The 24,394-nt window shown below is 55.2% G+C and carries 26 protein-coding genes and 1 tRNA gene; 13 read left to right on the top strand and 14 right to left on the bottom strand.

What is annotated here, in order from left to right:
* Positions 1-22: 22 nt before the first annotated feature.
* Positions 23-691, top strand: a complete 669-nt coding sequence (gene tlpA / locus ATO67_RS09330; RefSeq protein ID WP_067647431.1) for a thiol:disulfide interchange protein TlpA — start codon at positions 23-25, stop codon at positions 689-691.
* A 12-nt stretch (positions 692-703) separates the two neighbouring features.
* Here the strand turns inward: tlpA and ATO67_RS09335 are convergent, their stop codons facing one another.
* From ATO67_RS09335 to ATO67_RS09365, 7 genes are all read right to left on the bottom strand, one after another.
* Positions 704-1,585: a 3-hydroxybutyryl-CoA dehydrogenase gene (locus tag ATO67_RS09335; protein ID WP_067647434.1), complete on the bottom strand. Its 882-nt coding sequence runs from the start codon at positions 1,583-1,585 to the stop codon at positions 704-706.
* Positions 1,586-1,705: 120 nt separating this feature from the next.
* Positions 1,706-2,635 carry an electron transfer flavoprotein subunit alpha/FixB family protein gene (locus tag ATO67_RS09340; protein WP_067647437.1) on the bottom strand — a complete coding sequence of 310 codons (930 nt, stop codon included), beginning with the start codon at positions 2,633-2,635 and terminating at the stop codon, positions 1,706-1,708.
* A gap of 24 nt (positions 2,636-2,659) precedes the next feature.
* The gene (locus ATO67_RS09345) at positions 2,660-3,406 is read right to left on the bottom strand and encodes an electron transfer flavoprotein subunit beta/FixA family protein (protein ID WP_067647440.1); all 747 of its coding nucleotides are present in this window, start codon (positions 3,404-3,406) and stop codon (positions 2,660-2,662) included.
* A 182-nt stretch (positions 3,407-3,588) separates the two neighbouring features.
* On the bottom strand, positions 3,589-4,365 hold the full coding sequence (locus ATO67_RS09350) for a rhomboid family intramembrane serine protease (RefSeq protein WP_067647443.1): 777 nt from the start codon (positions 4,363-4,365) through the stop codon (positions 3,589-3,591).
* Positions 4,366-4,388: 23 nt separating this feature from the next.
* Complete coding sequence (locus ATO67_RS09355; protein ID WP_067647446.1) at positions 4,389-4,976, bottom strand: cob(I)yrinic acid a,c-diamide adenosyltransferase; 588 nt, start codon at positions 4,974-4,976, stop codon at positions 4,389-4,391.
* A 10-nt stretch (positions 4,977-4,986) separates the two neighbouring features.
* A complete protein-coding gene (locus ATO67_RS09360; RefSeq protein WP_067647449.1) occupies positions 4,987-5,184 on the bottom strand; it encodes a twin transmembrane helix small protein in 198 nt (65 codons plus the stop codon).
* Between the two features lie 64 nt (positions 5,185-5,248).
* Entirely contained in the window at positions 5,249-6,082 is an 834-nt protein-coding gene (locus ATO67_RS09365) for an SDR family oxidoreductase (RefSeq protein ID WP_067647452.1), read from the bottom strand.
* Between the two features lie 187 nt (positions 6,083-6,269).
* Here ATO67_RS09365 and ATO67_RS09370 point away from each other — a divergent pair, with 187 nt between their 5' ends.
* Complete coding sequence (locus ATO67_RS09370) at positions 6,270-7,178, top strand: YihY/virulence factor BrkB family protein (RefSeq protein WP_067647455.1); 909 nt, start codon at positions 6,270-6,272, stop codon at positions 7,176-7,178.
* On the opposite strand, the gene gluQRS is transcribed toward ATO67_RS09370, so the two are convergent.
* Positions 7,149-8,030: a tRNA glutamyl-Q(34) synthetase GluQRS gene (gene gluQRS / locus ATO67_RS09375; protein WP_067647458.1), complete on the bottom strand. Its 882-nt coding sequence runs from the start codon at positions 8,028-8,030 to the stop codon at positions 7,149-7,151. The two genes, ATO67_RS09370 and gluQRS, sit on opposite strands and share 30 nt — an antisense overlap.
* On the opposite strand from gluQRS, the gene ATO67_RS09380 reads away from it, so the two are divergent.
* A complete protein-coding gene (locus tag ATO67_RS09380) occupies positions 8,029-8,739 on the top strand; it encodes a DNA-3-methyladenine glycosylase family protein (RefSeq protein WP_082760216.1) in 711 nt (236 codons plus the stop codon). The two genes, gluQRS and ATO67_RS09380, sit on opposite strands and share 2 nt — an antisense overlap.
* A 100-nt stretch (positions 8,740-8,839) precedes the next feature.
* Complete coding sequence (locus tag ATO67_RS09385; protein WP_067647461.1) at positions 8,840-9,397, top strand: HNH endonuclease; 558 nt, start codon at positions 8,840-8,842, stop codon at positions 9,395-9,397.
* 6 nt (positions 9,398-9,403) lie between these two features.
* Here the strand turns inward: ATO67_RS09385 and ATO67_RS09390 are convergent, their stop codons facing one another.
* Positions 9,404-9,919 (bottom strand): disulfide bond formation protein B, encoded by a 516-nt coding sequence (locus ATO67_RS09390; RefSeq protein WP_067647464.1) that lies wholly within the window; start codon positions 9,917-9,919, stop codon positions 9,404-9,406.
* A 255-nt stretch (positions 9,920-10,174) separates the two neighbouring features.
* Between ATO67_RS09390 and ATO67_RS09395 the strand changes: the two genes are divergently transcribed.
* Positions 10,175-10,259 (top strand) — tRNA-Leu (locus ATO67_RS09395).
* 655 nt (positions 10,260-10,914) lie between these two features.
* Here the strand turns inward: ATO67_RS09395 and nagA are convergent.
* From nagA to ATO67_RS09415, 4 genes are read right to left on the bottom strand one after another with little or no spacing between them, the layout of a single operon-like run.
* Positions 10,915-12,069 (bottom strand): N-acetylglucosamine-6-phosphate deacetylase, encoded by a 1,155-nt coding sequence (nagA, locus tag ATO67_RS09400; RefSeq protein ID WP_067647469.1) that lies wholly within the window; start codon positions 12,067-12,069, stop codon positions 10,915-10,917.
* A gap of 2 nt (positions 12,070-12,071) precedes the next feature.
* Complete coding sequence (locus tag ATO67_RS09405; RefSeq protein WP_067648248.1) at positions 12,072-13,094, bottom strand: SIS domain-containing protein; 1,023 nt, start codon at positions 13,092-13,094, stop codon at positions 12,072-12,074.
* A 31-nt stretch (positions 13,095-13,125) separates the two neighbouring features.
* Positions 13,126-13,890 (bottom strand): GntR family transcriptional regulator, encoded by a 765-nt coding sequence (locus ATO67_RS09410; RefSeq protein WP_067647473.1) that lies wholly within the window; start codon positions 13,888-13,890, stop codon positions 13,126-13,128.
* Positions 13,887-14,774 (bottom strand): glucosamine kinase nucleotide-binding domain-containing protein, encoded by an 888-nt coding sequence (locus tag ATO67_RS09415; protein ID WP_067647476.1) that lies wholly within the window; start codon positions 14,772-14,774, stop codon positions 13,887-13,889. The genes ATO67_RS09410 and ATO67_RS09415 overlap by 4 nt, the downstream gene beginning before the upstream one ends.
* Before the next feature lie 208 nt (positions 14,775-14,982).
* On the opposite strand from ATO67_RS09415, the gene ATO67_RS09420 reads away from it, so the two are divergent.
* From ATO67_RS09420 to ATO67_RS09450, 7 genes are all read left to right on the top strand, one after another.
* The gene (locus ATO67_RS09420; protein ID WP_067647479.1) at positions 14,983-15,873 is read left to right on the top strand and encodes an N-acetylmuramic acid 6-phosphate etherase; all 891 of its coding nucleotides are present in this window, start codon (positions 14,983-14,985) and stop codon (positions 15,871-15,873) included.
* A 59-nt stretch (positions 15,874-15,932) separates the two neighbouring features.
* Complete coding sequence (locus ATO67_RS09425) at positions 15,933-17,192, top strand: ABC transporter substrate-binding protein (protein WP_067647482.1); 1,260 nt, start codon at positions 15,933-15,935, stop codon at positions 17,190-17,192.
* Between the two features lie 165 nt (positions 17,193-17,357).
* On the top strand, positions 17,358-18,293 hold the full coding sequence (locus tag ATO67_RS09430) for a carbohydrate ABC transporter permease (protein ID WP_425352196.1): 936 nt from the start codon (positions 17,358-17,360) through the stop codon (positions 18,291-18,293).
* Between the two features lie 14 nt (positions 18,294-18,307).
* Positions 18,308-19,147: a carbohydrate ABC transporter permease gene (locus ATO67_RS09435; protein ID WP_067647488.1), complete on the top strand. Its 840-nt coding sequence runs from the start codon at positions 18,308-18,310 to the stop codon at positions 19,145-19,147.
* A complete protein-coding gene (locus ATO67_RS09440) occupies positions 19,144-20,202 on the top strand; it encodes a Gfo/Idh/MocA family protein (RefSeq protein WP_067647491.1) in 1,059 nt (352 codons plus the stop codon). The genes ATO67_RS09435 and ATO67_RS09440 overlap by 4 nt, the downstream gene beginning before the upstream one ends.
* Before the next feature lie 15 nt (positions 20,203-20,217).
* The gene (locus tag ATO67_RS09445) at positions 20,218-21,219 is read left to right on the top strand and encodes an ABC transporter ATP-binding protein (RefSeq protein ID WP_067647494.1); all 1,002 of its coding nucleotides are present in this window, start codon (positions 20,218-20,220) and stop codon (positions 21,217-21,219) included.
* 32 nt (positions 21,220-21,251) lie between these two features.
* A complete protein-coding gene (locus ATO67_RS09450) occupies positions 21,252-22,001 on the top strand; it encodes a copper homeostasis protein CutC (RefSeq protein ID WP_067647496.1) in 750 nt (249 codons plus the stop codon).
* A 69-nt stretch (positions 22,002-22,070) separates the two neighbouring features.
* On the opposite strand, the gene ATO67_RS09455 is transcribed toward ATO67_RS09450, so the two are convergent.
* Positions 22,071-23,078, bottom strand: coding sequence for a LacI family DNA-binding transcriptional regulator (locus ATO67_RS09455; protein ID WP_067648251.1), 1,008 nt, complete (start codon positions 23,076-23,078; stop codon positions 22,071-22,073).
* A gap of 194 nt (positions 23,079-23,272) precedes the next feature.
* On the opposite strand from ATO67_RS09455, the gene ATO67_RS09460 reads away from it, so the two are divergent.
* On the top strand, positions 23,273-24,301 hold the full coding sequence (locus tag ATO67_RS09460) for an ABC transporter substrate-binding protein (RefSeq protein ID WP_067647500.1): 1,029 nt from the start codon (positions 23,273-23,275) through the stop codon (positions 24,299-24,301).
* The last annotated feature ends 93 nt before the right edge of the window (positions 24,302-24,394 follow it).

The raw sequence follows: 24,394 nt of genomic DNA on the forward strand, positions 1-24,394 counted from the left end.
TTTGCCTGCCCTGGAGTATTCAATGACAGAAAAAAGGCCTTTCAGGCTTCCATCCGCCAGACTTGTTGCAATTGCTGCCGTTGCCGGCATCGTCTGCGGCGCGGGCGTGGTGATGTTCAGGCTTATTGGGTCTGAAGGTCAGGTTCAAGGGGAAGTCGCGGCGCAATCCGGTTTATGTGAAGGTGCGGCCAATCGCATCGCGTCTTTAAAGCCGTTGCTCAAGGGGCAGGTTGCAGCCATGTCGGCGAGCGAGCGCCCGCGTGTCATTCCTTTGTCCTTCAAAGGACCAGATGGTGCTGCGATGACGCAAGCTGACCTGAAGGGCAAGACGGTTCTTCTCAATCTCTGGGCCACGTGGTGTGTGCCGTGTCGTGAAGAAATGCCAGCGCTCAACGCGCTTGAAAAGGAAAAGGGCGCAAACAACTTCGAAGTCGTCACCATCAACATCGATACGGGGGATGATGAAAAGCCGAAAACGTTCATGAGCGAATATGGCATCGATTCCCTCAAGCTTTATCGCGATAGCTCAATGGGCGTGTTCAATGCCTTGAAAAAGGAAGGCCTTGCATTCGGACTTCCTGCAACCTTGTTGATCGATGATCAAGGCTGTCTGCTAGGGTCGATGAACGGCCCGGCTGCATGGGACAGCCAGGACGCCAAAGCGCTCGTGGACTTTGCGAAAGCAAAATAAGGCTGGTGAAGCTTACCGTGTCGGGACCGGTGTCTCGCCGCGGTAATCGTAAAAGCCACGACCGGATTTGCGGCCAAGCCATCCGGCTTCGACATATTTGACCAGAAGCGGGCAGGGGCGATATTTGCTATCCGCCAAGCCATCATGCAGAACCTGCATGATCGACAGGCAGGTGTCGAGACCGATAAAGTCTGCCAGCTGCAATGGTCCCATAGGATGGTTTGCGCCTAGCTTCATCGCTGTGTCAATGGCTTCGACCGAGCCAACACCTTCGTAAAGCGTGTAGATCGCTTCATTGATCATTGGCAGGAGAATGCGGTTGACGATGAAGGCCGGGAAGTCTTCGGCAACCGTGATCGCCTTGTCCAGCGAACGCACGAAGTTCTTGGCGGTCTCAAACGTCTGCTCGCCGGTGGCAATGCCACGTACTAGCTCCACCAGCTTCATGACCGGAACCGGGTTCATGAAATGGATGCCCATGAACTGTTCCGGTCGGTCAGTGGCCGATGCAAGTCGGGTGATAGAAAGAGATGACGTGTTTGTCGCAAGAAGTGCTTCCGGTTTCAGAACCGGGCAGACCTGCGCATAGATCTTGCGCTTGGTTTCTTCGTGCTCGGTGGCTGCTTCGATGACCAGATCCATTGCCGCGAGATCGTTGACGTCGGAAGAACCCCCGATCAGCGAGAGGGCTGTCTTGCGCTCCTCGTCCAGCATCTTGCCATTGCTCACCTGACGGGCGAGGTTGCCATTGATGGTGGCAAGTCCGGCTTCGATACGATCCTTGGCGAGATCGTAGATGTGAACCTTGTAGCCCGCCAGCGCCGAAACATGCGCAATGCCGCATCCCATCTGACCGGCTCCGATAATACCGACATTCTTGATAGGGGCGGCCATGATGTGGTTCTCCTGTAGGGCATGTTTCGAGCGCTTTGGCTCTGTGGTGATGTTACGCGTATTGTCGAAAAACAAAAGCGGCGCGTTCAAAAAACGCGCCGCTTTTAAAATGAGAAAAGATCAAAGTGCTTTTTCGAGCTCTGGCAGAGCGTCGAACAAATCGGCGACAAGCCCGTAATCTGCTACCTGGAAGATCGGCGCTTCCTCGTCCTTGTTGATGGCAACGATGACCTTGCTATCCTTCATACCAGCCAGATGCTGAATGGCGCCGGAAATACCGACCGCGATGTAAAGCTGTGGGGCGACGACCTTGCCGGTCTGGCCGACCTGCCAATCGTTGGGCGCATAACCTGCGTCAACGGCTGCACGCGATGCGCCGACGGCGGCACCCAGCTTGTCCGCCACAGGCAACAGCACTTCCTTGAACTTTTCAGACGAACCGAGCGCGCGGCCACCGGAGATGATGATCTTTGCAGATGTCAGCTCTGGACGGTCAGACGAAGCCAGAGCATCCGAAACGAAGGAGGAAACGCCGGGGTTTTCAGTTGCAGCGACGGCTTCGACCGAAGCGGAACCACCAGCTTGCGCCGGGGCAAAGGTCGAGGTGCGAACGGTGATGACCTTTTTCGCGTCGCTTGCCTGGACCGTCTGAATGGCGTTGCCGGCATAGATCGGACGCTTGAAGGTATCAGGCGAAATGACTTCAATGATCTCGGAAACCTGTGCCACATCCAGAAGGGCTGCCACGCGCGGCAGGACGTTTTTGGCCGATGCCGTGGCAGGTGCGATGATGACGTCGTAAGAGGCGGCAAGTGAAACGATGAGCGCTGCCAGTGGCTCTGCCAACTGGTTGGCATAGGATGCGTCGTCGGCAAGCAGGACCTTGGACACACCTGAGAGCTTTGCGGCTTCATCAGCAGCTGCCTTGGCGTTGGAACCGGCAACCAGAACGGTCACATCGCCACCGATCTGTGTTGCTGCCGTCAGCGTCTTTGCTGTCTGGTCGGAAAGGGTCGCGTTGTCGTGTTCTGCCAGAAGAAGAATGGCCATTGTAAAATCTCCCTTTCGCGTTTCTTAGATGACGCCGTCAGCTTTGAGCTTCGATACCAGTTCGGCAACCGAACCAACCTTGACGCCGGCCTTGCGGCCTGCGGGCTCTTCGGTCTTCAAGACCTTGAGGCGCGGGGCAATATCGACGCCGAAATCGGCAGGCGTCTTTTTGTCCAACGGCTTTTTCTTGGCCTTCATGATGTTCGGCAAAGACGCATAGCGCGGCTCGTTCAGGCGAAGGTCCGTCGTGACAACAGCGGGGAGCGTGAGCGCGACCGTCTGCAAACCGCCATCGACTTCGCGGGTGACAGCGACCTTGCCATCCGAAGGCTCGACCTTGGAGGCAAATGTACCCTGTCCCCAGCCCAGAAGTGCTGCCAGCATCTGGCCGGTCTGGTTGCTGTCGTCATCAATGGCCTGCTTACCGACGATCACAAGGCCCGGAGCTTCGGCTTCGACAACGCCCTTGAGGAGCTTTGCGACAGCCAGAGGCTCGACGGCTTCATCGGTTTCGATCAGGATGGCGCGGTCAGCACCCATGGCCAGCGCCGTGCGCAGCGTCTCTTCCGCTTTGGCGGGACCGATGGAGACGACGATAACCTCTTCCGCCTTGCCCGCTTCCTTCAAACGAAGGGCTTCCTCGACGGAGATTTCATCGAACGGGTTCATTGACATCTTGACGTTGGCAAGCTCGACGCCTGAACCATCCGCCTTGACGCGGATTTTGACGTTGTAGTCCACCACACGCTTTACAGGGACAAGGATTTTCATCGACAATCTTTCCTTCAACTCCTGACCATAAAGCGAAACGCTGAACGGTCCTCCTGATAATCAAGTTGCGACATGGATACGCATTTTTCCCGTAAATTCAACGGAGCAATGCTCATGATCTCATGCGCTTCGGGGATATCTTACGTTAACGTGAACGTAAATATCAATCCTCACGACAATCTTCATCGAATGCTGTCGAAAGGCCGTTCCGTTTGCGACACGACAGGGGCTTGCGGGATTTGATTTTTATGCGCGACTGCGCGTGGCGTCACCAGAGTGCGGTCGAACATGGGAACACCACGTCTGCGCAGGAATAGCACCAGGATTGCGCCCATTATTATTCCGCCGACATGAGCACCCCATGAAACGCGGTCCTGCATTCCAAATAGGAACATGAAGAATTGTTGTCCGACCCAGAGCGCCAGAGGAACGAAGGCTGGCAAGGGTACGGGAATGCGCATGAAAACCAGAATCCAGACACGAACCCTTGGATGAAGCAGCAGATAGGCCACGACGACGCCGGACACCGCGCCGGATGCACCGATAAGCGGCGCTTCTGATGCTGGTGCCACGAACCCGTGGAACAACGCACCTGCCACAGCACATGCGAGGTAAAAGATCAGGAAGCGAAAGTGGCCGAAGGCGTCTTCGACATTGTCGCCAAAGACCCATAGGAATACCATGTTGGACGCGAGATGCCAGAAGCTCAGATGCATGAAGGCATAGGTCACGACCGTCGTATCATCGGGCACCATCTGCAACGCGGGTTCAAGATGCGCGTAATCAAATACCACGGCTGGAATGAAGCCGAGGCCAAAGGATGCGGCATTGGCGGTCTCGTCGCTGGCAAAAAAGCCAGCGACCAGCCAGACCAGCACGTTGATGGCGATCAGCGAGAGCGTAACATATTGCAGTTTGATGTATTTCAGCGAATTCGTATCATGCAGGGGAATGAACATGCGGTGATGACCTAGCCCTGCATTCAGCGGTTTTTACCGGGAACCCACAATATATCAGGCGCATCCGAGTTTTCGGCATCATTGGCGAAACGAGCCGCGACGAACAGGAAATCGGAGAGGCGATTGACGTATTTGAGCGCTGCGGGGCTGACGACTTCACCCTCGATGCGTGACAATTCCACCATCTGGCGCTCGGCCCGACGGGCAATGGTCCGTGCAAGGTGGAGATAGGCCGCAGCTGGCGTGCCACCGGGCAACACGAAAGATTTCAGCGGCGAGAGATCGCTGTTCAATGCGTCGATTTCATTTTCGATGCGCACGACTTGAGCTTCAACGATTCTTAGCGGCTCATAGGACAGGACTTCACCGAGGTCCGGGGTCGCAAGGTCGGCACCCAGATCGAAAAGATCGTTTTGAATGCGAAAAAGCATGGCGTCGAGATCAACAAGGCCGGATGTGTGGAGACGGGCGACACCGATGGCCGAATTTGCCTCATCGACTGTACCGAAGCTTTCGATGCGCAAATCATGCTTTATGCGGCGCGGGCCGGAGACGAGCGCCGTCGTGCCATCATCGCCTGTGCGTGTATAAATTTTGTTCAGCTTGACCATTTTGCGTTCCTTATCGACCGCCGCCTGTGAGCCACAGTGTCAACATGATGAGTATGATGGCGATGGCCTGCAAGAAAAGTCGCAGCTGCATCAATTTGTTGGATTTGTTGGCATCCGTGCCTTTAAGCATATTGAACAATCCGCGTATCAAAACGAGGACGACCAGACCCATAACGATGACCGCCAGAACCATGGTGAAACTGGACATGCTCTACTCTCCCGAAATGCCGTGTAGCCTTTTTGGCGTTGTAGCTGATCGAAGTGTCACAGCGCTAGTCGAACTTGCGCAACAGACGGTAAAACAAACCGGCTGGTAGCAGCCGCTTCAATAGAACAGCCTGTTTAGCCGGTGTCGTAACGAGATAATGAGGCTTCGGTTTTTTTGCGGTCAGCGCGTGTTTCAGCACTGAGTAGACCGCGTCTGGGCCAAGCTTGTGCTTATTGCCGGGGCCGCTACCATCCAACCGTGACAACTGGCGTTTGTATTCTTGCGCATGGGCGGAGTTTTCGAGGTCGATGTTGCCTTTGATGTGCGCCAACGCCGTAGACGTGAATTTCGATGCTATCGGGCCGGGCTCTATCAGGCTGACGTGAATGCCGCTTCCCTGAAGCTCAATGCGCAACGTCACTCCCAATCCCTCCAGCGCAAATTTCGACGCTGTGTAGGCGCCACGATAACGATACGGCACAAGGCCGAGAATGGATGAGCAATGGACGATGCGGCCGCTCGCCTGTTTGCGCATATAGGGAATAACGCGGCAGGTCAGGTCGTGCCAGCCGAAAAAGTTTGTTTCGAATTGCTGGCGCAGAACATCGACGGATACATCTTCGACTGCGCCCGGCTGGCCGTAAGCGCCGTTATTGAACAGCGCGTCGATGCGACCACCCGTCCTTCTCGTGACTTCGGCCACCAGTGCTGCGATGGTATCCGGCTTGGTATAATCCATGACCAGTGTTTCGATACCCTGGTCCTCCAAGGCAGCCTTATCTTCGATGCGCCGAACCGTTGCGAAGACACGCCAGTCATCCGCATGAAGCGCCCCGGCGCAATAGGCACCAATTCCGGAAGAGCAGCCGGTGATAATGATGACCGGTTTTTTCGTCATGAAGTATGTTTCCTGAAGTGCTACACGTTATGGAAATGTAGGTTGGAACGGTAGGACGGTTTTCAGTCGCGCACAATTCTTCTTGTCTACGTGGAACTAGATTGAGGGGTTATGCGCTCTACTAAGCGTGGCGTGACGTCCCTATGTTACCTTAGCTACAAATGAAATGCCGATTTTGGGAGGTGACATGGTTGCCGCGTTGGACCTCGTCCGAAAAGTCGCCTTTGATGCCTACTTCCATTTCGCCGAGGACGATGGCTGGGCCATGGCAAGCCATATGGCTCTGTCCATTCTTCTGGCGCTGTTTCCATTTCTGATTTTCGGCACGGCACTTGCCAGCTTTTTAGGCGCGGATCAGTTTTCCGAAACCGCCGTTCACCTTATTTTCGATACCTGGCCTGAGGCGATTGCGGCTCCTTTGGCTGCACAGGTGCAGCAAGTGCTGACGATACCGCGCGGCGGCCTATTGACGATTTCTGTTCTTGCAGCAGCCTATTTCGCGTCGAACGGCGTCGAAGCGCTGCGAATTTCGCTTAATCGCGCATACCGTGTCAGCGAAACGCGCTGGTGGTATGTCACGCGCCTTCTCAGCCTTTTTTACGTCGTTATCGCCGTTACCGTCTTCACCGGTATCAGCATCGTGCTTGTCGCCGTGCCGGTTGCCCTTTCGTTTACAGAAACACGTTTCCCGCTGTTGAAAGACGTTCTAGAAACTGTCTCCAATCTGGGCCTTTACGGCACGATCATCGTGCTGGCCGTCGGTCTTGTCGCCGCGCATCTCTGGCTGCCAGCCGGACGTCGCCGTATTTGGGATGTCCTGCCGGGCATTCTCTTGACACTGATATTCTGGGTTGTCGGTGCGGGGATATTTGCCTATTACCTCGCGACATTTGCAAACTACGCCGCCACCTATGCAGGTCTAGCATCTGTGATGATCGTTCTGGTGTTCCTCTACATGGTCGGGGTCATCTTCATGCTTGGGGCAGAGGTCAACGCCGCGCTTATGAAATATCGGGTGCGCCACATCATCAAGGCTGGCATCCACAATGGCAGCCTGAGAGAGGCCTTAGAGGCCGAGCAGGCAGCGGATATCTGACGGCGTTTTGCCACTCTCCCTCAGAACTTCGAGCCCCGTGCTTCCATCGCTTTTCGAAAGCTTCTTCCCGCTTTCTTCAACAACCAGCCGATGGTGGTGATACTCCGGTGCCGGGAGCTTGAGCAGTTCCTGAAGCAGTCGGTGGACGGAGGTCGCATGAAACAGATCCATTCCGCGCACAACATGGGTCACGCCCTGCGCAGCATCATCGAGAACCACGGAGAGATGATAGCTGGAAGGCGCATCCGAGCGAGATAGGACGACGTCGCCCCAAGCCACCGGATCTGCCTCCATTTGGGCGTTCTTACCTCCGCCGGTTTCGGCCCATTCGAGCGGGCGGTGAAGCCCGGTGATGGCTTTTTTTATATCCAGCCGCCACGCGTGTTTTGCGTTCGAAGACAGCAGAGTATCGATCTCTTTTGCAGGCCTTTGCTTATCAACCGGTGGATAGTGTGGCGCGCCATCGGGATCACGCGGCCATAATTTTCCTTGCGACTCGTGATTATGGACAAAAGCTTTGATTTCACGACGGCTCATGAATGAAGGATAGGCCAGTCCCATTGCGATCAGCCGCTCCAATCCGTGGCGATAGTCCCCGAAAAGTTCGGATTGCCTGCGAACTGGCAATTCCCAGCTAAGGCCGAGCCATTTTAGGTCTGTGTAAATTCCCTGTTCGAATTCAGCCGTACAGCGCGTCAGATCGATGTCTTCGATACGCAAAAGAAAACGTCCGCCGTTCGCTTTGGCCATATCGTGGTTCAAGATGGCAGACAGGGCGTGACCAAGATGAAGCCGCCCGTTGGGACTTGGCGCAAAACGAAAAACCGGCTTTTGACGTGAAAGCGAAGACATGGTCTCTTGTGCCACGGTTTGTGGTGCTTCGCCAGACGAGGTGATACGGGTGGGTCCTGTGGTCGATATCATTCAAAGTTCCGCTGATATTGACGAGGGGCTGGCAGCACTTCTTGCGCTCGACCCGCGACTGAACGTGATTGCGCAAAAAGCAGGGCCGCTGCCGTTGCGACTGAGCCCACCCGGCTTTGCCGGCCTGGCCCATATCGTCGTGTCGCAAGTTGTCTCTCGTGCCAGTGCCGACGCTATCTGGCGAAGAATGGAACACGATGTTGGCGAGGTAACGGCTCACAATTATCTGGCTGCTAAGACGGCAGCAGAGGCGCCGCCCTTCGGGCTATCGCGCGCCAAAGCCAAAACGCTGCGAGGTCTCGCCACTGCGGTCGTTGAGGGGAAACTAAATTTCGATGCATTGAGCGCGATGGATGAGGCTTCTGCATTCTCTACGCTGACCTCTCTCAGCGGTATTGGTCCCTGGACGGCTCAAGTTTATCTCATGTTTTGCGCCGGTCACGCGGATATTTTCCCGTCCGGTGACGTCGCGTTGCAAGCCGCAGTGGCTCAAGCGTTTATGATGGAAGCACGTCCCACGCAAAAAATGCTCGACGAGATCGCTCTAGCTTGGTCGCCATGGCGGTCCGTCGCCGCCCGGCTTTTCTGGGCCTATTACGCATCCATGACACGTCGAGAAGTTATGCCAATCGCCTGAAATAAGCCTTTCTTTCAACGCTTCATTTAAAGGCTTCACAATCCTGTAACAACAGACCTAATATACAAGATGTAGATGCAGAATCGGTCAGGAGACGCCCTTGACGATTGCCGTTTCACCACAGGCCCTGCCTGCGCTCGTTCTGAACGCAGACTACCGGCCATTGAGCTATTATCCCTTGTCGTTGTGGTCCTGGCAGGACGCGATCAAGGCAGTATTTCTTGATCGTGTTAACATCATCGCCGAATATGATCACGCGGTTTGTTCGCCTAGTTTTTCCATGCGGTTGCCAAGTGTCGTCAGCCTTAAAACCTATGTGCAGCCGACCCGAAACCCCGCTTTCACACGCTTCAATGTGTTTCTGCGAGATAGATTCGAGTGCCAGTATTGCGGTGCGCATGATGATCTGACGTTCGATCATGTCATTCCCCGTGCTCATGGCGGCGAAACGACATGGCTGAATGTCGTAGCGGCATGTTCACCTTGCAATCTGCGGAAGGGTAGCAAGCTGCCAAAGATTGCCGGAATGGTGCCGCACCAAAAACCTTACCAGCCTACGGTGCAGGACCTTCACAATAACGGCCGTTCGTTTCCACCCAACTATCTACATGAAAGCTGGATGGACTATCTCTACTGGGATACCGAGCTTCAGCCCTGATGGCCGTTATGCAGCTTTGCGGCTAGCGCCGAAAAACGCGATTGCCGCGAGGGCAACACTGGCCAAAACATTCCAGCCTGCAAATGACAGGCCGAGAACCCGTAGCGCGGCGTCATTGCAGGACGGTGGTTTCACCGCGTTGAGATCACTCAGCAAGCTTCCAGCATTGGTAGTGATGGAAGGCGCTCCGGTCGAGCAGGTGATGGGTCCGGGCCAAAAGCCCCATTCCACACCAGAGTGGTAAACGCCAAGACCAGCGCCAATCAGCATCGCAAGTCCGATTAAAACAAGCGCCGATCGTGTCAGCCACACTGGGAGCCTAAAAAGACTCGCGGCAATCGCCAGAATGCCGACAGGTATTGCGTAATAATACGGATCTCGCTGCAAAAGGCACAGGGCGCAAGGCGTGTAACCGCCAATATGCTGAAAGCCGAGTGCCGAGCCAACGGTAAGGATCATTCCCAAAGTCACAGCGATAGCCGAGATGCTGCGGGTCTTTTCTGCGGAAACTGCACTTGCCATGGTCTGTCCTTCACATTCGACGAAAAATTTTAAAGTACCGGATCAGGTGGAAAACGAGGCGGTAAGCGACGCTGTCAAAATCGCCGCTCAATGCCTCTAATCCAGTCTCATCCTGCTTGCAAATCCTTCGTTCACTGTGAATGCTTCAGCAGAAAGCAAAGTTTTGCAAAAATGAAAATTTTCTCGAAAATCTATTGACCTTGCCTGGTCGGTTCGTATAGTCCGCCGCATACCAAGGAATAAGATTCCAGAGTTGCCCCTTTGGCGGAATTGGTAGACGCGCCTGACTCAAAATCAGGTTCCGCGAGGAGTGCTGGTTCGATTCCGGCAAGGGGCACCACTAGCTTTCCAAATACATTAAAATCATTGCGTTTTATGCGCCTTTTGCCCCACCATCTGGCAACCCCTCGGCGCGTGGGACGATTTCTGTGATCTTTTGTTCTGGCATAAGCTTCGGTGTAACGTTTGCTGAACCACAAACCGAAACCTTTCGCGGTGAAGGCTTATTAAATTCGGTAACGAGGAACGCCAGAGGCGGCCTGCACTCTGGATCGAAAAGCTTGTGGACGTAGAATGTCACCGAGCGCCTTTTGTACGCTAAGAAGCTGGGTGCCTCGCTATGACACTGGGAGCTTACCGCAGATGGCTTTTCGGCCATCGCCTTTGTCTACGTTGCCGTTATGCAATTTTTGCATGGCTGCGGTGCAAGGATGTCTCTTTATTGTGCGTTTGAAAAGGGTATGTTTATCTCATCGAAGCGATGCACCTCCTCCCGCAAAGCTTCGATTTCAGGCTACCCACTCCTCCTCCCAAGGGACGCCTGTCGGAACAACGACACTCCTCCTCCCAGTCGTTGTTCGGTTCTTTTCGAAAAGCCTGCCGCACCTCCTCCCGCGGCAGGCTTTTTCGTTTTGAACCTACGGTTAGAATTTCCACTCACGCCTAGCGCTTGAAAGCAATTCTGACAATGTGAGGCCCGTAATACGGGCAGCGGATCATGTCGTAAAAATCGGTTTGCCGTTAATCCAAGTGCCTTTGACACTGTAGTGATCGTTCAAAATGACAAAATCGGCATCGTGGCCCGCTTTAAGTTGGCCCTTGTAGTGCTCAACGCCTGCTGCTTCTGCTGGGTAAAGAGTTGCCATGCGGACGGCTTCTTCGAAATCCAGGCCAAGTATCTGGTGGGCGAAAAGTACGGAAGACAGCATATCTATGTCAGCGCCGGCGAGCGTCCCATCGCTCAGTGTTAGCCGCCCGTCTTTGCGGTAAATCTGACGTCCGTTCAGTGTAAGACCGGTGAGGTCCGTACCGATGGTGGACATGGCGTCAGTGACAAGGAAAATCTTTCCGGGCCCGCGTTTGGCACGCAACGCCGCGCCCATGGATGCCGGGTGAACGTGGAAACCATCGGCAATGATGCCTGCAAAAAGGCTTCCGGTATTGAGTGCTGCGCCAACCAAACCCGGTGTGCGGTTTTCCAATGGGCTCATAGCGTTAAAAAGATGTGTTACCGCGCGCGCACCGGCTTCGGCATAGGCCTTTGCAGTCTCATAGGACGCGTTCGTGTGTCCCAAACTGACGATGAAGCCACTATCAGCAAGGGCTCTGACTTGTTCTTTTGTTGTATTCTCTGGAGCCACTGTAATCATAAGCGCATCGAAACTGTTGCCGATCGTCAGAAGACTCTGGAGATCGGCATCATCCATGGGGCGTATCAGGGCTGGGTGGTGGGTGCCTTTTCTAGCGACCGATAGATGTGGACCCTCGAGATGCAAGCCTAGAAAGCCGGGAACACCAGCCACTTTGGCATCTAGCCCAGCCTTTATCGCCGCTGCCGTGATCTCCCGGGTATCGGTTATAAGGGTCGGCAGTAGAGAAGTGGTGCCAAATTTTGCATGGGCGGCGCAAATCTGGCGAATGCCCTCGACGGACTGGTCGTCGTTCAGCATAACGCCGCCACCGCCATTTACCTGAAGATCGATAAATCCCGGAACGATAATCGCGCCATCAGTATTAATTTGTTCGGTGCCGGGTGAGAGCTCTGACATTGCGAGAATATCCGCAACCTTACCACCGTCGATCAGCAGGGCACTGTTATCATGCCACGTAAAACCGTCGAAAATCCGCGCATTCGTCAGAGCTCTGATCATAATCAGCGGGTCTCCGTGACTTTCTTGAGCGCAGCTGGGGCATCAGGGTTGAAGCCACGTGCGCGCGACCATGCTTCGACAAAGCCGTAGAATGGCACGATGAGGGCAAGAGAATCCGTGAACGGATGACCGGTTTCTACGAACGGCAAGCGGCGCGCATGGGCGGCACCATCGGCGGTAATGAAGGCAAGCGCACCTTTTTTTGCCAGCCCATCTGCGGTGCTAAGGACGGATGCCAGCGCGGCGTCACGAGCGGCAAAGGTCACGATGGGAAAGCGGCGATCCACAAGAGCGACCGGCCCGTGAAGCACTTCGGCACTGGAGTAGGCCTCGGCGTGCATTTCCGACGTTTCCTTGAATTTTAATGCGGCCTCACTGGCAATGGCCAGTGAGGGGCCTCTTCCCAGCATGAAGAGAGATTCCGCATCGCCCAGTTCGTCTGCCAGTTCGTGCCAATCCAGCGCTACCGCTTGCGCCAACTTCTTTGGCAGATGCTGTATGGACCGTTTCAATTCTTCGTCTTCTGTCCATTCCGAGAGAATGGCGAGACCTGCCAGTACGGAGTTAAAAAACGATTTGGTGGCCGCGACCGCAAGTTCCGGCCCGGCATTGATATCGACTGCATGCGCGGACGCACCCGACAACGGAGATGGTTGCGTGTTGGTCAGGGATATCGTCAGCGCGCCGGATGAGGCCGCCGCCTGGGCAAGCGCAACAATGTCGGGGCTTTTGCCGGATTGCGAAATTGAGATCGCCGCCGCCTGGTCGAGTTTCAGCGACTTGCCATAGATAGAGGCGAGCGACGGGCCTATGGAAGCCACGGCGCGGCCAGCCTGCTGCTCAATCGCATATTTCAGGAAATGGGCGGCATGATCGGAAGAGCCGCGCGCGATGGTAATCAGAAAGGCTGGGTCGCGCTCACGCAACGCCTTGCCTGCTGCCTGCAAAGCATCGTGAGAGCGGCTCAGCAAACGGCTGGCTGCTTCGGGGATTTCATTGATTTCCTGACGCATATGCGTTGACATGGGATTCTCTTTTCTGGGTTCAATCGGCATATCAGCCATCCGTCAGTGTCATTTCAGCGACGAAATCATAGGCATCACCACGATAAAGCGAACGGGTCAACTCCACCACGCGACCGGAATCCAGATAGGATATCCGTTCGATGGCAAGACCCGCAGACCCCTCCGGAACGGCCAGCAGGGCTGCGTCCTCACGGGTTACGTTGCAGGCAGAAATGCGCTGCACGGCCCGCACCGGCTTATAACCCGTGCGGTGTAACTCTGCATAAAGGGAGGTGTCGACCGCTTTCGGGTCCGGCAGGATGTCGGAGGCAAGACTTGCGCGCTCAATGGCAAGCGGCAATTCATTGGCGATGCGCAGGCGCTCCAGCCGTGCCACCATCATGTCGACTTTCAAGCCGAGCATCATCATTTCGTCCGATGACGGATGGAAGAGCCCACGGCCTAGCCATTCTGAGCGGGTGACATAACCGCGCCGCGCCATGTCCTCGGTAAATGAGGTCAGCCGTGACAAGGGCTGCTGCAGGCGCGAGACGGGTTTCATGACAAAGGTACCGGAGCCATGTTTGCGGCTCAGAAGGCCGTCCTTTACCAAATCATCGACCGCCTTGCGTACCGTTACCCGACTTACATTGGCAAATTCGGCAAGATCACGCTCTGGCGGCAGCGCTTGTCCATGGCTGAGTTTGCCGGACAGGATCGCATCCTCCAGCGATTGCCGGAGCTTCATGTAAAGCGGCCCAGACCCGCTGGATTGCAGATCGTCTGGTGAAAGAAAATGCGAAAGCGCCTCCGTCATGCGGCACCGTCCATCATATTGGCGAATGTCGCTTTGGCCAGTGCAATGGCACCCGATAGCGCGTCCTCGACCGGCGGGACGAGACGTTCCTGATGGCGAGTTGAGAGATAGGGAACATAGAGAGCGGACAAGCCTCCGAGCAGGCATAGCCTGCCGCCGTCGGTTATCTCCGATACGCGGTCGAGCGCCAAATCGATGAATGCCGCAGACTGACGAAGGATCGCCTGCGCTGCATCATCCCCTTTTGCGGCGAATTCAAACACGCGCGGTGCATACCGGCCATAATCCCCTGGTTTTGCCGCCTGGGAAAAAGCCACCATCTTGCGCGGTTCATTGCTGAATTCATCGAGAACGGCACGGGTCATCGCAGATTGAGGAGCGATACCGTCATAAGCGAGCAGGCTCTGTTGCAATGCCATCTGCCCCAGCCGGCCACCGCTTCCCAGATCGCCGAGATGATAGCCCCAGCCACCCACCGAACGAACGTCGGCACCGGTACGTGCGAGATAGATCGTGCCTGTGCCCAGAATAGCAACAGCCCCATCACCATTACCCAGTGCGCCTTGTAGCGCAATCAATCCATCAGATTCGATAACCGATTGATAAAAGGGCAGGCGTGGCAGGACATAGGCGACGGTGTTTTCGACATTATTACCCGCAAGGCCGAGATAGGCATGAGCACTCTCCACCAAGTCGGCATCGAGACCGGCGTCGATAAAAGCAGACCTTGCCGCATCCGTCATATTCAGTATCGCCGTGTCTGGCGCAGTCATGATGTTGGATGCGCCGCTTTTGCCGCGGCCGAGAATTCGGCCGGTCGCATCAGCGACTGCCGCCCGGCAACTCGTGCCGCCACCGTCGATTCCCACGAGATATCGCTGCATGAAACTGTCTCCTGCAACGAAGATACCAAAAAAATACCAATATCCAAGCCGTAAAAATTAATTTTCAATAAAAATTAATTTATTGATATTTATCAGTTGCATAACGCCAAGGTTAGCCCTTTTCGACCTGAGAAATAAATCAATTGTTAAAAGATGCTGGACAATTGGTATTTTTTTGGCATTAAATTCTTTCGCAGGGAGTTTTGAGATGAGCGCTGGCGGAACAGAAGGTTTGCACGAAAAGGCGAAGGGCCTCGACATCATGGTGCCGAGGGACGTTCTGTCGCTTTTAAGTTCGGGCCAGCAAGAAGCTGCGCAGACCGTAAATGCCGCGCATGATGCCATTGCAGCGGCTTCTGCACTCGCAGCCGATGCGATAGCGGCAGGATGTAAGCTTGTTTATGCGGGTGCGGGAAGTTCTGGCCTGATGGCAATGGCCGATGCGCTGGAACTACCAGGCACCTATGGTATCGATCGCGAGCAGATTGCGATCCTTTTTGCCGGTGGCGCCAGCAACCTGTCTGATATGCCGGGTGCACCTGAAGACGATGTTGAACAGGCGAAAGTCGACGCGGCGATAATCGGTGCTGGCGACTGTGTCGTTGCCATTACCGCCAGCGGATCGACCCCTTATGCTCTAGCTGTCGTAGAGGCGGCGCGTATAAATGGTGCCAAGATTGTGGCTGTCGCCAACAACGAAAATGCAAAAATCTTTGATGTGGCCGATGTTGCCATTCTATTGCGCACGCCACCCGAATTCGTATCAGGCTCAACCCGAATGGGGGCTGGAACTGCGCAAAAGATCGCGCTGAACATGTTTTCGACTTTGATGGCCATCCGTCTCGGCCACGTGCATGATGGCTACATGGTCAATCTGCGGGCCGACAACAAGAAACTCGTCGAACGCGCAGCCCGGATCGTATCCGGCGTGACCGGTGTGGACATAAACGAAGCTGGACGTTTGGTGGAAAAGGCGTCCGGCTCCGTGAAGATCGCGATCCTGCTTGCAGCGGGCGCGAAAACGAAGAATTCGGCTGAAACCATTCTGGAGACAAGCGGCCACAACGTTCGGCGCGCGCTTCAAATGATCAGCGAATAAGACTGGCAAAAAATCACAGTTGATGAACGCCGTGGCGTTACACCAAGAGGGAGAACCTGATGACCCGTACTATCACCAAAGTCTTGCTGCTGGGCGCAAGCCTGTTCAGCTATGCAGGCCTCGCATCTGCACAAGACGTAACGCTGACCATCGAAAGCTGGCGTAATGACGATCTGGCAATCTGGAAAGACAAGCTTATTCCCGCGTTCGAAGCCAAGAACCCCGGTATCAAGCTCGACTTCCAGCCGATGGCGCCGACTGAATACAATGCGGCGCTAAATGCCAAGCTGGAATCCGGCTCCGCTGGCGATCTCATCACCTGCCGTCCGTTCGATGCCTCACTCGAGCTTTTCAAGAAGGGCTATCTTGGCGATCTGACCAAGAACGCAGGCATGGAGAACTTCTCCGATGTCGCGAAAACCGCTTGGTCTACAGATGATGGCGCTCAAACGTTCTGCGTGCCGATGGCATCGGTTATCCATGGCTTCATCTACAACAAGGACGCTTTCGACGCGCTGAAGATCGAAGTTCCCAAGACGCAGGCGGAGTTCTTCGCCGCTCTCGACAAGATCAAGGCTGACGGCACCTATGTTCCGATGGCGATGGGTACCAAGGATTTGTGGGAAGCCGCAACCATGGGCTACCAGAATATCGGCCCGAATTACTGGAAGGGTGAGGAAGGTCGTCTCGCTTTGATCAAGGGCGATCAGAAGCTGACGGATGCCGACTGGGTCAAGCCATATGAAGTGCTGGCAAAGTGGAAAGATTATCTCGGCGACGGCTTCGAAGCCCAGACCTATCCAGACAGCCAAAACATGTTCACGCTGGGCCGCGCCGCGATCTACCCCGCTGGCTCCTGGGAAATTTCCGGCTTCAACACGCAGGCACAGTTCAAGATGGGCGCGTTCCCGCCACCGGTCGAAAAGGAAGGCGATACCTGCTATATCTCCGACCATACCGACATCGGCATGGGCGTAAATGCCAAGTCCAAGCACCCAGCCGAAGCAGCGAAGTTCCTGGAGTGGGTCTCGTCTGCGGAGTTTGCCGATCTCTACGCAAACGCACTGCCTGGCTTCTTCAGCCTGAACAAGACAGCCGTAAAGATGGCTGATCCTGTTGCTCAGGAATTCGTATCCTGGCGCGAAAAGTGCAAGCCGACTATCCGTTCCACCTATCAGATCCTGTCGCGCGGTACGCCCAACCTCGAAAACGAGACATGGGTGGAATCGGCCAACGTGATCAACGGTACGGATACACCGGCTGTCGCCGCTGAGAAGCTGCAAAAGGGTCTCGACGGCTGGTATAAGCCTGCGAAGTAACTTGAGCCGGATTTATGTGCATGGCGGTTTGTAACCGCCATGCATTCTTGCCGCTCGTTTTCTAACGTTTCTATCGCCAAGTCATAAGTTTCGCGGGTATGTGCCTGCGCGGCGAAGAAGACATATTTTTTCAAGACAATTCGGACTGGTCCCATGAGCGCCGATATGACTTCAAACGATCAAAGACCGATTCGGCGGCCAGTTCGCTGGCATATCCTCGTGTTCATGCTACCGGCATTTCTGGTCTACACAGCTGTCATGATCATCCCGCTCGGCAGCACACTCTGGCTTTCTTTCTTCAACCAAGTCGATGGGCAGAAGGTGTTCGTCGGTTTGCAGAATTTCAAAACCCTGTTCGGTGAGGAGCGGTGGTCAGCAGGCTTCTGGAATGCGCTCTTCAACAACATGATTTTCTTCGTTATTCACATGCTGGTACAAAACCCAATCGGCGTTGCACTGGCAGCTTTGTTGTCGCTGCCGAAATTACGGTTTTCGGCTTTCTACCGCACTGCCATCTTTTTACCGACGCTTCTTTCCTTCGTCATCGTCGGCTTCATCTGGAAGCTTATTCTGTCGCCGCTTTGGGGTGTTGCGCCAACGCTGCTTGACCTCGTCTATCTGAAGTCACTGTTTGCGCCGTGGCTGGGCAGACCCGGTTCGGCGCTGATTGCCGTTTCGTTGATTTCGGTCTGGCAATATGTCGGCATTCCCATGATGCTTATCTATGCAGCTCTCCTGAATATTCCGGATGAGGTGATCGAGGCAGCCGAAATGGACGGCATTACTGGCTGGAGCCAGTTCTGGAAGATCAAATTGCCGCTGATCCTACCCTCCATCGGTATTATCTCCATTCTGACATTTGTCGGAAATTTCAACGCCTTCGACCTGATCTACACGGTACAGGGGGCGTTGGCCGGGCCGGATGGATCGACGGATATTCTGGGGACATTGCTCTACCGCACCTTCTTCGGTTTCCAGCTTCAGTTGGGTGATCGCTCAATGGGCGCGACCATTGCAACGGTGATGTTCCTCATCATCCTTGCTGGAGTCAGTTTCTATCTCTTCGCAATCCAGCGCCGCATGCGCCGCTATCAGTTCTGAAGGGAGAAGCAGATATGTCCAAAGCTCGGTCCTCCATCGCCCGCACGGCATCGGCCCATGCCATATTGCTTACCTATACGGCGGTCGCACTGTTTCCAGTGGCGCTGACGATCATCAATTCGTTCAAGTCGCGAAACGCGATTTTTCGTAATCCTATGCAGCCGCCGCTGCCTTCGACCTTCGATCTTGTCGGTTATACCACTGTGCTGGGGCAGGGTGATTTTGTCCACTACATGCAAAACTCGCTCATCGTCACCATTGTGTCGATTGCGCTGGTGCTTTTGTTTGGGGCGATGGCGGCATTTGCCTTGTCGGAATACCGGTTCAAAGGCAACACATGGCTCGGCCTCTACATGGCGCTGGGTATCATGATCCCCATTCGCCTGGGAACCATTGGTATCCTGCAGGGCATGGTGGCCACAGGGTTGGTCAACACGCGCACCGCTCTTATTCTGGTTTATACCGCGCAAGGCCTGCCGCTTGCGATCTTCATTCTTTCAGAATTTATGCGCACCGTGTCCGATGACCTGAAGAATGCCGGACGTATCGATGGGTTATCGGAATACAAGATTTTCTTCCGACTGGTATTACCGCTCATCCGCCCTTCCATGGCGACGGTTGCCGTCTTTACGATGATACCGATCTGGAACGATCTGTGGTTTCCGTTGATCCTGGCTCCTAGCGAAGCAACGAAAACGATCACGCTCGGCACGCAAATCTTCATCGGCCAGTTCGTGACGAACTGGAACGCCGTACTGGCGGCACTTTCACTCGCAATTGCCCCTGTTCTCGTTCTCTACACGATCTTTTCGCGGCAGTTGATCCGCGGCATCACGGCAGGAGCGGTAAAATGAGCGAACTACCCCTCAAGGTTCTGGTCGCTGGTCTCGGCAATATGGGCATGAGCCACGCGCTGTCCTATGCTGCCAATCCGGGATTTGAAATCATCGGACTCGTCAATCGCTCCAAGCCCGTTTTACCTGAGCAACTTAGTGGTTACCAAGTCCTGCCGTCCTTCGATGACGCGCTGGCGGAACTGAAACCAGACCTCTGCTCGATCAACACCTATCCAGACAGCCATGCCGCCTTTGCGATCAAAGCCATGGAGGCAGGCTGCCATGTGTTTGTTGAAAAACCGCTGGCAACGACGGTTGCCGATGCCGAGCGTGTTGTGGCCTGTGCTCGTGCGAATGGCCGCAAACTCGTCGTCGGCTATATTCTGCGTTACCATCCCTCATGGATGAAATTGATCTCACTCGCCCGAGAGCTTGGCGGCCCCTACGTATTCCGCATGAACCTCAATCAACAATCCTCCGGCAAGACGTGGGACACCCACAAGGCGCTGATGCAGACGACGCCGCCGATTGTCGATTGTGGCGTCCATTATGTCGATGTCATGTGTCAGATCACCGATGCCAAACCGGTGTCGGTTCGTGGCATGGGCCTGCGCCTCTCGGACGAGATTGCACCTGACATGTACAATTACGGCCACCTTCAGGTGACCTTCGATGACGATTCCATCGGGTGGTATGAGGCTGGCTGGGGGCCAATGATTTCGGAAACGGCGTTTTTCGTGAAAGACGTGATGTCACCTAAAGGCAGCGTATCCATAGTCATGGACCCGAACGCCAAATCCGATGACATCGACACCCATACCAAGACCTCAACGATCCGTCTGCATAAAGCTGCAACCGGGCCGGATGGCAAGTTCATGGAGCCTGACCAGTTTCTCCAAATGGAGGGCGAGCCCGGTCATCAGGAACTGTGCGATCGCGAGCAGGCCTATGTGCTTAAAGCCATCCGTGAGGATATTGATCTCAACCGACATATGACCGACGCCGTACAATCGCTGCGCATTTGCCTTGCGGCAGATGAAAGCGCGCGAACCGGCCGCATGGTGGACCTATGAATCTGGAGAAAACCCTTGGGTAATCTGACACTCAAATCCGTCGCAAAGTCCTTTGGCACCGTCGATGTGCTGAAAGGCATCGACCTGGAAGTCAAGGACGGCGAGTTCGTGATTTTCGTAGGCCCTTCGGGTTGTGGCAAGTCGACGCTGTTGCGCACCATTGCCGGGCTTGAAGATATCAGCTCTGGTGAAATCGTCATCGATGGCCGCGAAGTCTCCGCAGTACCACCTGCCAAACGCGGCATTGCGATGGTTTTCCAGTCCTATGCGCTGTATCCGCATCTGACGGTGAAGGACAATATGGGGCTCGGCCTCAAGCAAGCCGGAACGCCCAAGGACGAAATCGAGACCCGGGTTGCCAATGCATCTTCGCTGCTATCACTCGAACCCTATCTCCAAAGGCGACCCGCTGAACTGTCGGGCGGTCAGCGTCAGCGTGTTGCTATTGGCCGAGCAATCGTGCGCGAACCCACGCTGTTTCTTTTCGATGAGCCGTTATCCAACCTCGATGCGGCACTGCGCGTGCAGACGCGTCTGGAAATTGCCCGGCTGCACCGACGCCTCAAGGCGACGATGATTTATGTGACCCACGACCAAGTCGAGGCGATGACGCTAGCCGACAAGATCGTTGTGCTCAACGCCGGTCGCATCGAGCAGGTGGGCTCGCCGATGGAGCTTTATAATCGCCCTGCAAATTTGTTTGTCGCGGGTTTCATCGGGTCGCCGCAGATGAATTTCATCGATGCTGAGCGACTGGGGGAAAGCGGTTACAAGACGCTCGGCATCCGGCCCGAGCATCTGGCGCTGTCGCGTGAGAGTGGCACATGGTCCGGCAAGGTTGTGCATGTCGAGCATCTGGGTGCTGACACCATCGTTTATATCGAAAGCGACACGATTGGCCTACTGACCGTGCGTTTGTTTGGTGAGCATGCCTATGCACCTGACGATGTGGTCTTCGCCTCGCCAACGGGTGAGATGACCCACCGTTTCGGCGTTGATGGCAACGTCATCCGATGACGAACCTCCAAATCTGCCAGGGCGGTTGAGCTATGGGCGATATCCTGCTGGAAGTCTGCGTCGATGATGCCGCTGGCCTTTATGCTGCGATCGAAGGGGGGGCTGACAGGATCGAGCTTTGCAGCGCACTGACCGTTGGTGGGCTTACTCCGTCTGCCGGGTTGATGAGCCTAGCCTCGCGGTCTGTTGTGCCCTGTTATGCCATGATCCGGCCGCGCGTTGGGGATTTCATCTACAGTGCCGAAGAATTGGCGGTGATGGAAGACGATATTCGATTTGCCGCTTCCTGCGGCTTGGCTGGCGTGGTGTTCGGCGCAAATCATAGCGACGGTCGACTAGACTGCGATATCTTGATGACGTTGTCCGAGGTCAGTGGTACGATGCCGCGCACGCTTCATCGCGCCTTTGATCTCGTGCCAGATATGGCCGAAGCTATCGAACTTGCGATCGACTGCGGGTTTGAAAGAGTTTTGACGTCCGGGCGCGCCATCTCCGCAGTGGAGGGTCTTGCTGACCTGAAGGCCGCTATAGGCATTGCATCCGGGCGAGTATCCATCATGCCAGGTTCGGGCGTCAATCTTGAAACAATCGACCTTTTGCTCACGGAGTTGAATGTGACAGAGGTGCATTCTTCCTGCTCGTCAAACGTCGAAGTCGATAACTCGAATGTTGTCGCTTTCGGGTTCGCGGCGCCGCGGATAAAAAAGACCGATATCGATATCGTTCGAATGCTGAAAGGACGTCTGGGTGGCTATGCCATCGCCCCAGGAAATGCGCAGTAATCGGGTTGATTTGCACCAGCAAGATGGCCGGCTCGCTTGAGCGTTGGTTGTATTGTGCGCTTTCAGATTTTAGCCGCCGCGGACCGATGCGCGCCAGATGAGTTCGGGCACGAGCTTGCTCAAGTCGCTAATCACCGTTTCCCCAGGCTGGCTGAGCCAGGCCACGGCTTCGCGAGCGATGACCTGCACTGGCTGGGCAAACGTCGTGAGGTCGTAAGATGACCATGATGCCTGCTCTATGTCATCAAAACCGATGACGCAGAGTTCTGATGGGATATCCAGCTTGAACTGATGACGAGCGGCGTCCATGAAACCGCAGGCAAGAAGATCGGTGGCGCAAAACACAGCATCCGGGCGTTTGGCGCGGGTCATGAAGCGTTGCGCAAGAACGGTGCCGCTCTGATAGGAGGTCGGGCCGAACCGTTCGACACTGACGGTGAGTCCGTGGCGCTGCCCGGCGGCCAAAAAGCCTTCCTCACGCGCCATCAGGCTTGGGGTCATGGCCTGTGAATTGGCAAAGCCAAACTCCCGGCAACCAGCGCGCAGAAAAGCGGTAAAGGCGCGGCTTGCCGCTTCGCGATCATCGAGATTGATGCGCAACGGACCCGCTTGCTCGTCGTCGCGGTTGATCAGCACAAGTCGCTGACCGTTGCGCAGACAGAGATCCGTGATCGACTTGTCTGGCATGCCCGAAAGAATGATCGAGGCATCTGCGCGGTAGCGGATCGCTTGCCTCAGCGCCAGTTCGACGCTTTCGTCGGAGCGGTCGGTATTGATCAGCATCGCTACCTTGGCATTGGCCTGCAATTGCTGGGTCAGGGCTTTGATCAACCCGGCGCGATAAGGGGTATCGAGTTCTGAGACGACCAGGCAAACGATGCCGCTCTCATTGCGCATCAATCCGCGCGCAAGGTGATTGACATGATAGCCGAGTGCATCTGCCGCCTCCATCACTTTGCGGCGGGTCTCTTCGGAAACGCTGGCGCCAGTCGTGAAGGTGCGCGAAACGGCAGACCGCGAAACTCCGGCCCGATCGGCGACGTCCTTTGCGCTTACGAAGATCTTGCGGTCGCTCATCATGGCCTCTTTGGGGGGGTATTCATGCACATCTTTGCAATTGTGTGCAACAGGATGATGACAGTCATATAACCATCTAAACAAGCAATATCGCAGATTATCGGTTGACATCACGTCTGTCATCGTGAAGTCTTTGCACACGCTTGCAAGGCGTATGACGTGGAGGCGTCATCCAAGAAACGGGAGGAACAATCATGGGCGCAGCGCATTTTGCGGCAGCTGGCTTGGCTGCTGGTCTGGCTTTCAGTGCATCGACGGCAATGGCGGCTGGCGATCTCAATCTCATCTGCTCGGCAGACGTGGTCATCTGTGAGCAGATGAAAGACATGTTCGAAAAAGAAAACCCGATCAAGGTCAACATGGTCCGCCTGTCATCTGGCGAGACCTATGCCAAGATACGCGTCGAGGCCCGCAACCCTAAGACTGATGTCTGGTGGGCTGGCACAGGTGATCCGCACCTGCAGGCCGCATCTGAAAACCTTACGCTGGAATATAAATCACCGATGCTCGACCAATTGCAGGATTGGGCGAAGAAGCAGGCGGAAAGCTCAGGCTACAAAACTGTTGGCGTTTACGCCGGTGCGCTTGGCTGGGGTTACAACACCGAGATTTTCAAGACCAAGGGATACAAGGAACCCAAGTGCTGGGCAGATCTTCTCGACCCATCCTTCAAGGGCGAGATACAGATGGCCAATCCGAATTCGTCGGGGACTGCCTATACGGCGCTGGCGTCGCTGGTCCAGATCATGGGTGAAGACAAGGCATTCGAATATCTCGGCAAGCTCAATGCCAATATTTCGCAGTACACAAAGTCCGGCTCCGCACCGGTGAAAGCTGCTGCGCGCGGTGAAACCGCAATCGGTATCGTCTTCATGCACGACGCCGTCTCGCAGACAGCCGAAGGCTTCCCGATCAAATCGATCGCGCCTTGCGAGGGTACTGGCTATGAGATCGGTTCGATGTCGATCGTCAAAGGTGCTCGCAATCTGGAAAATGCCAAGATCTGGTATGACTGGGCACTGAAGGCGGATGTGCAATCACACATGAAGGACGCCAAGTCCTTCCAGCTGCCATCGAACAAGAGCGCCGAAATCCCCAAGGAGGCACCGAAGTTCGAGGATATCAAGTTGATCGACTACGACTTCAAAACATATGGCGATCCTGAAAAGCGCAAGGAGTTGTTGGGCCGCTGGGATACCCAGATCGGCGCAAAGGCCAACTGATCCAACAGATCGGACCATTGCTGCGCGGCTCTCTTTGTTATGGCCGCGTAGCTTTCCTCCCTCGTCTAACTCGACCATCGAAGGACGTGCGAC

This window comes from Agrobacterium bohemicum (assembly GCF_001562555.1).
GTDB lineage: Bacteria > Pseudomonadota > Alphaproteobacteria > Rhizobiales > Rhizobiaceae > Agrobacterium > Agrobacterium bohemicum.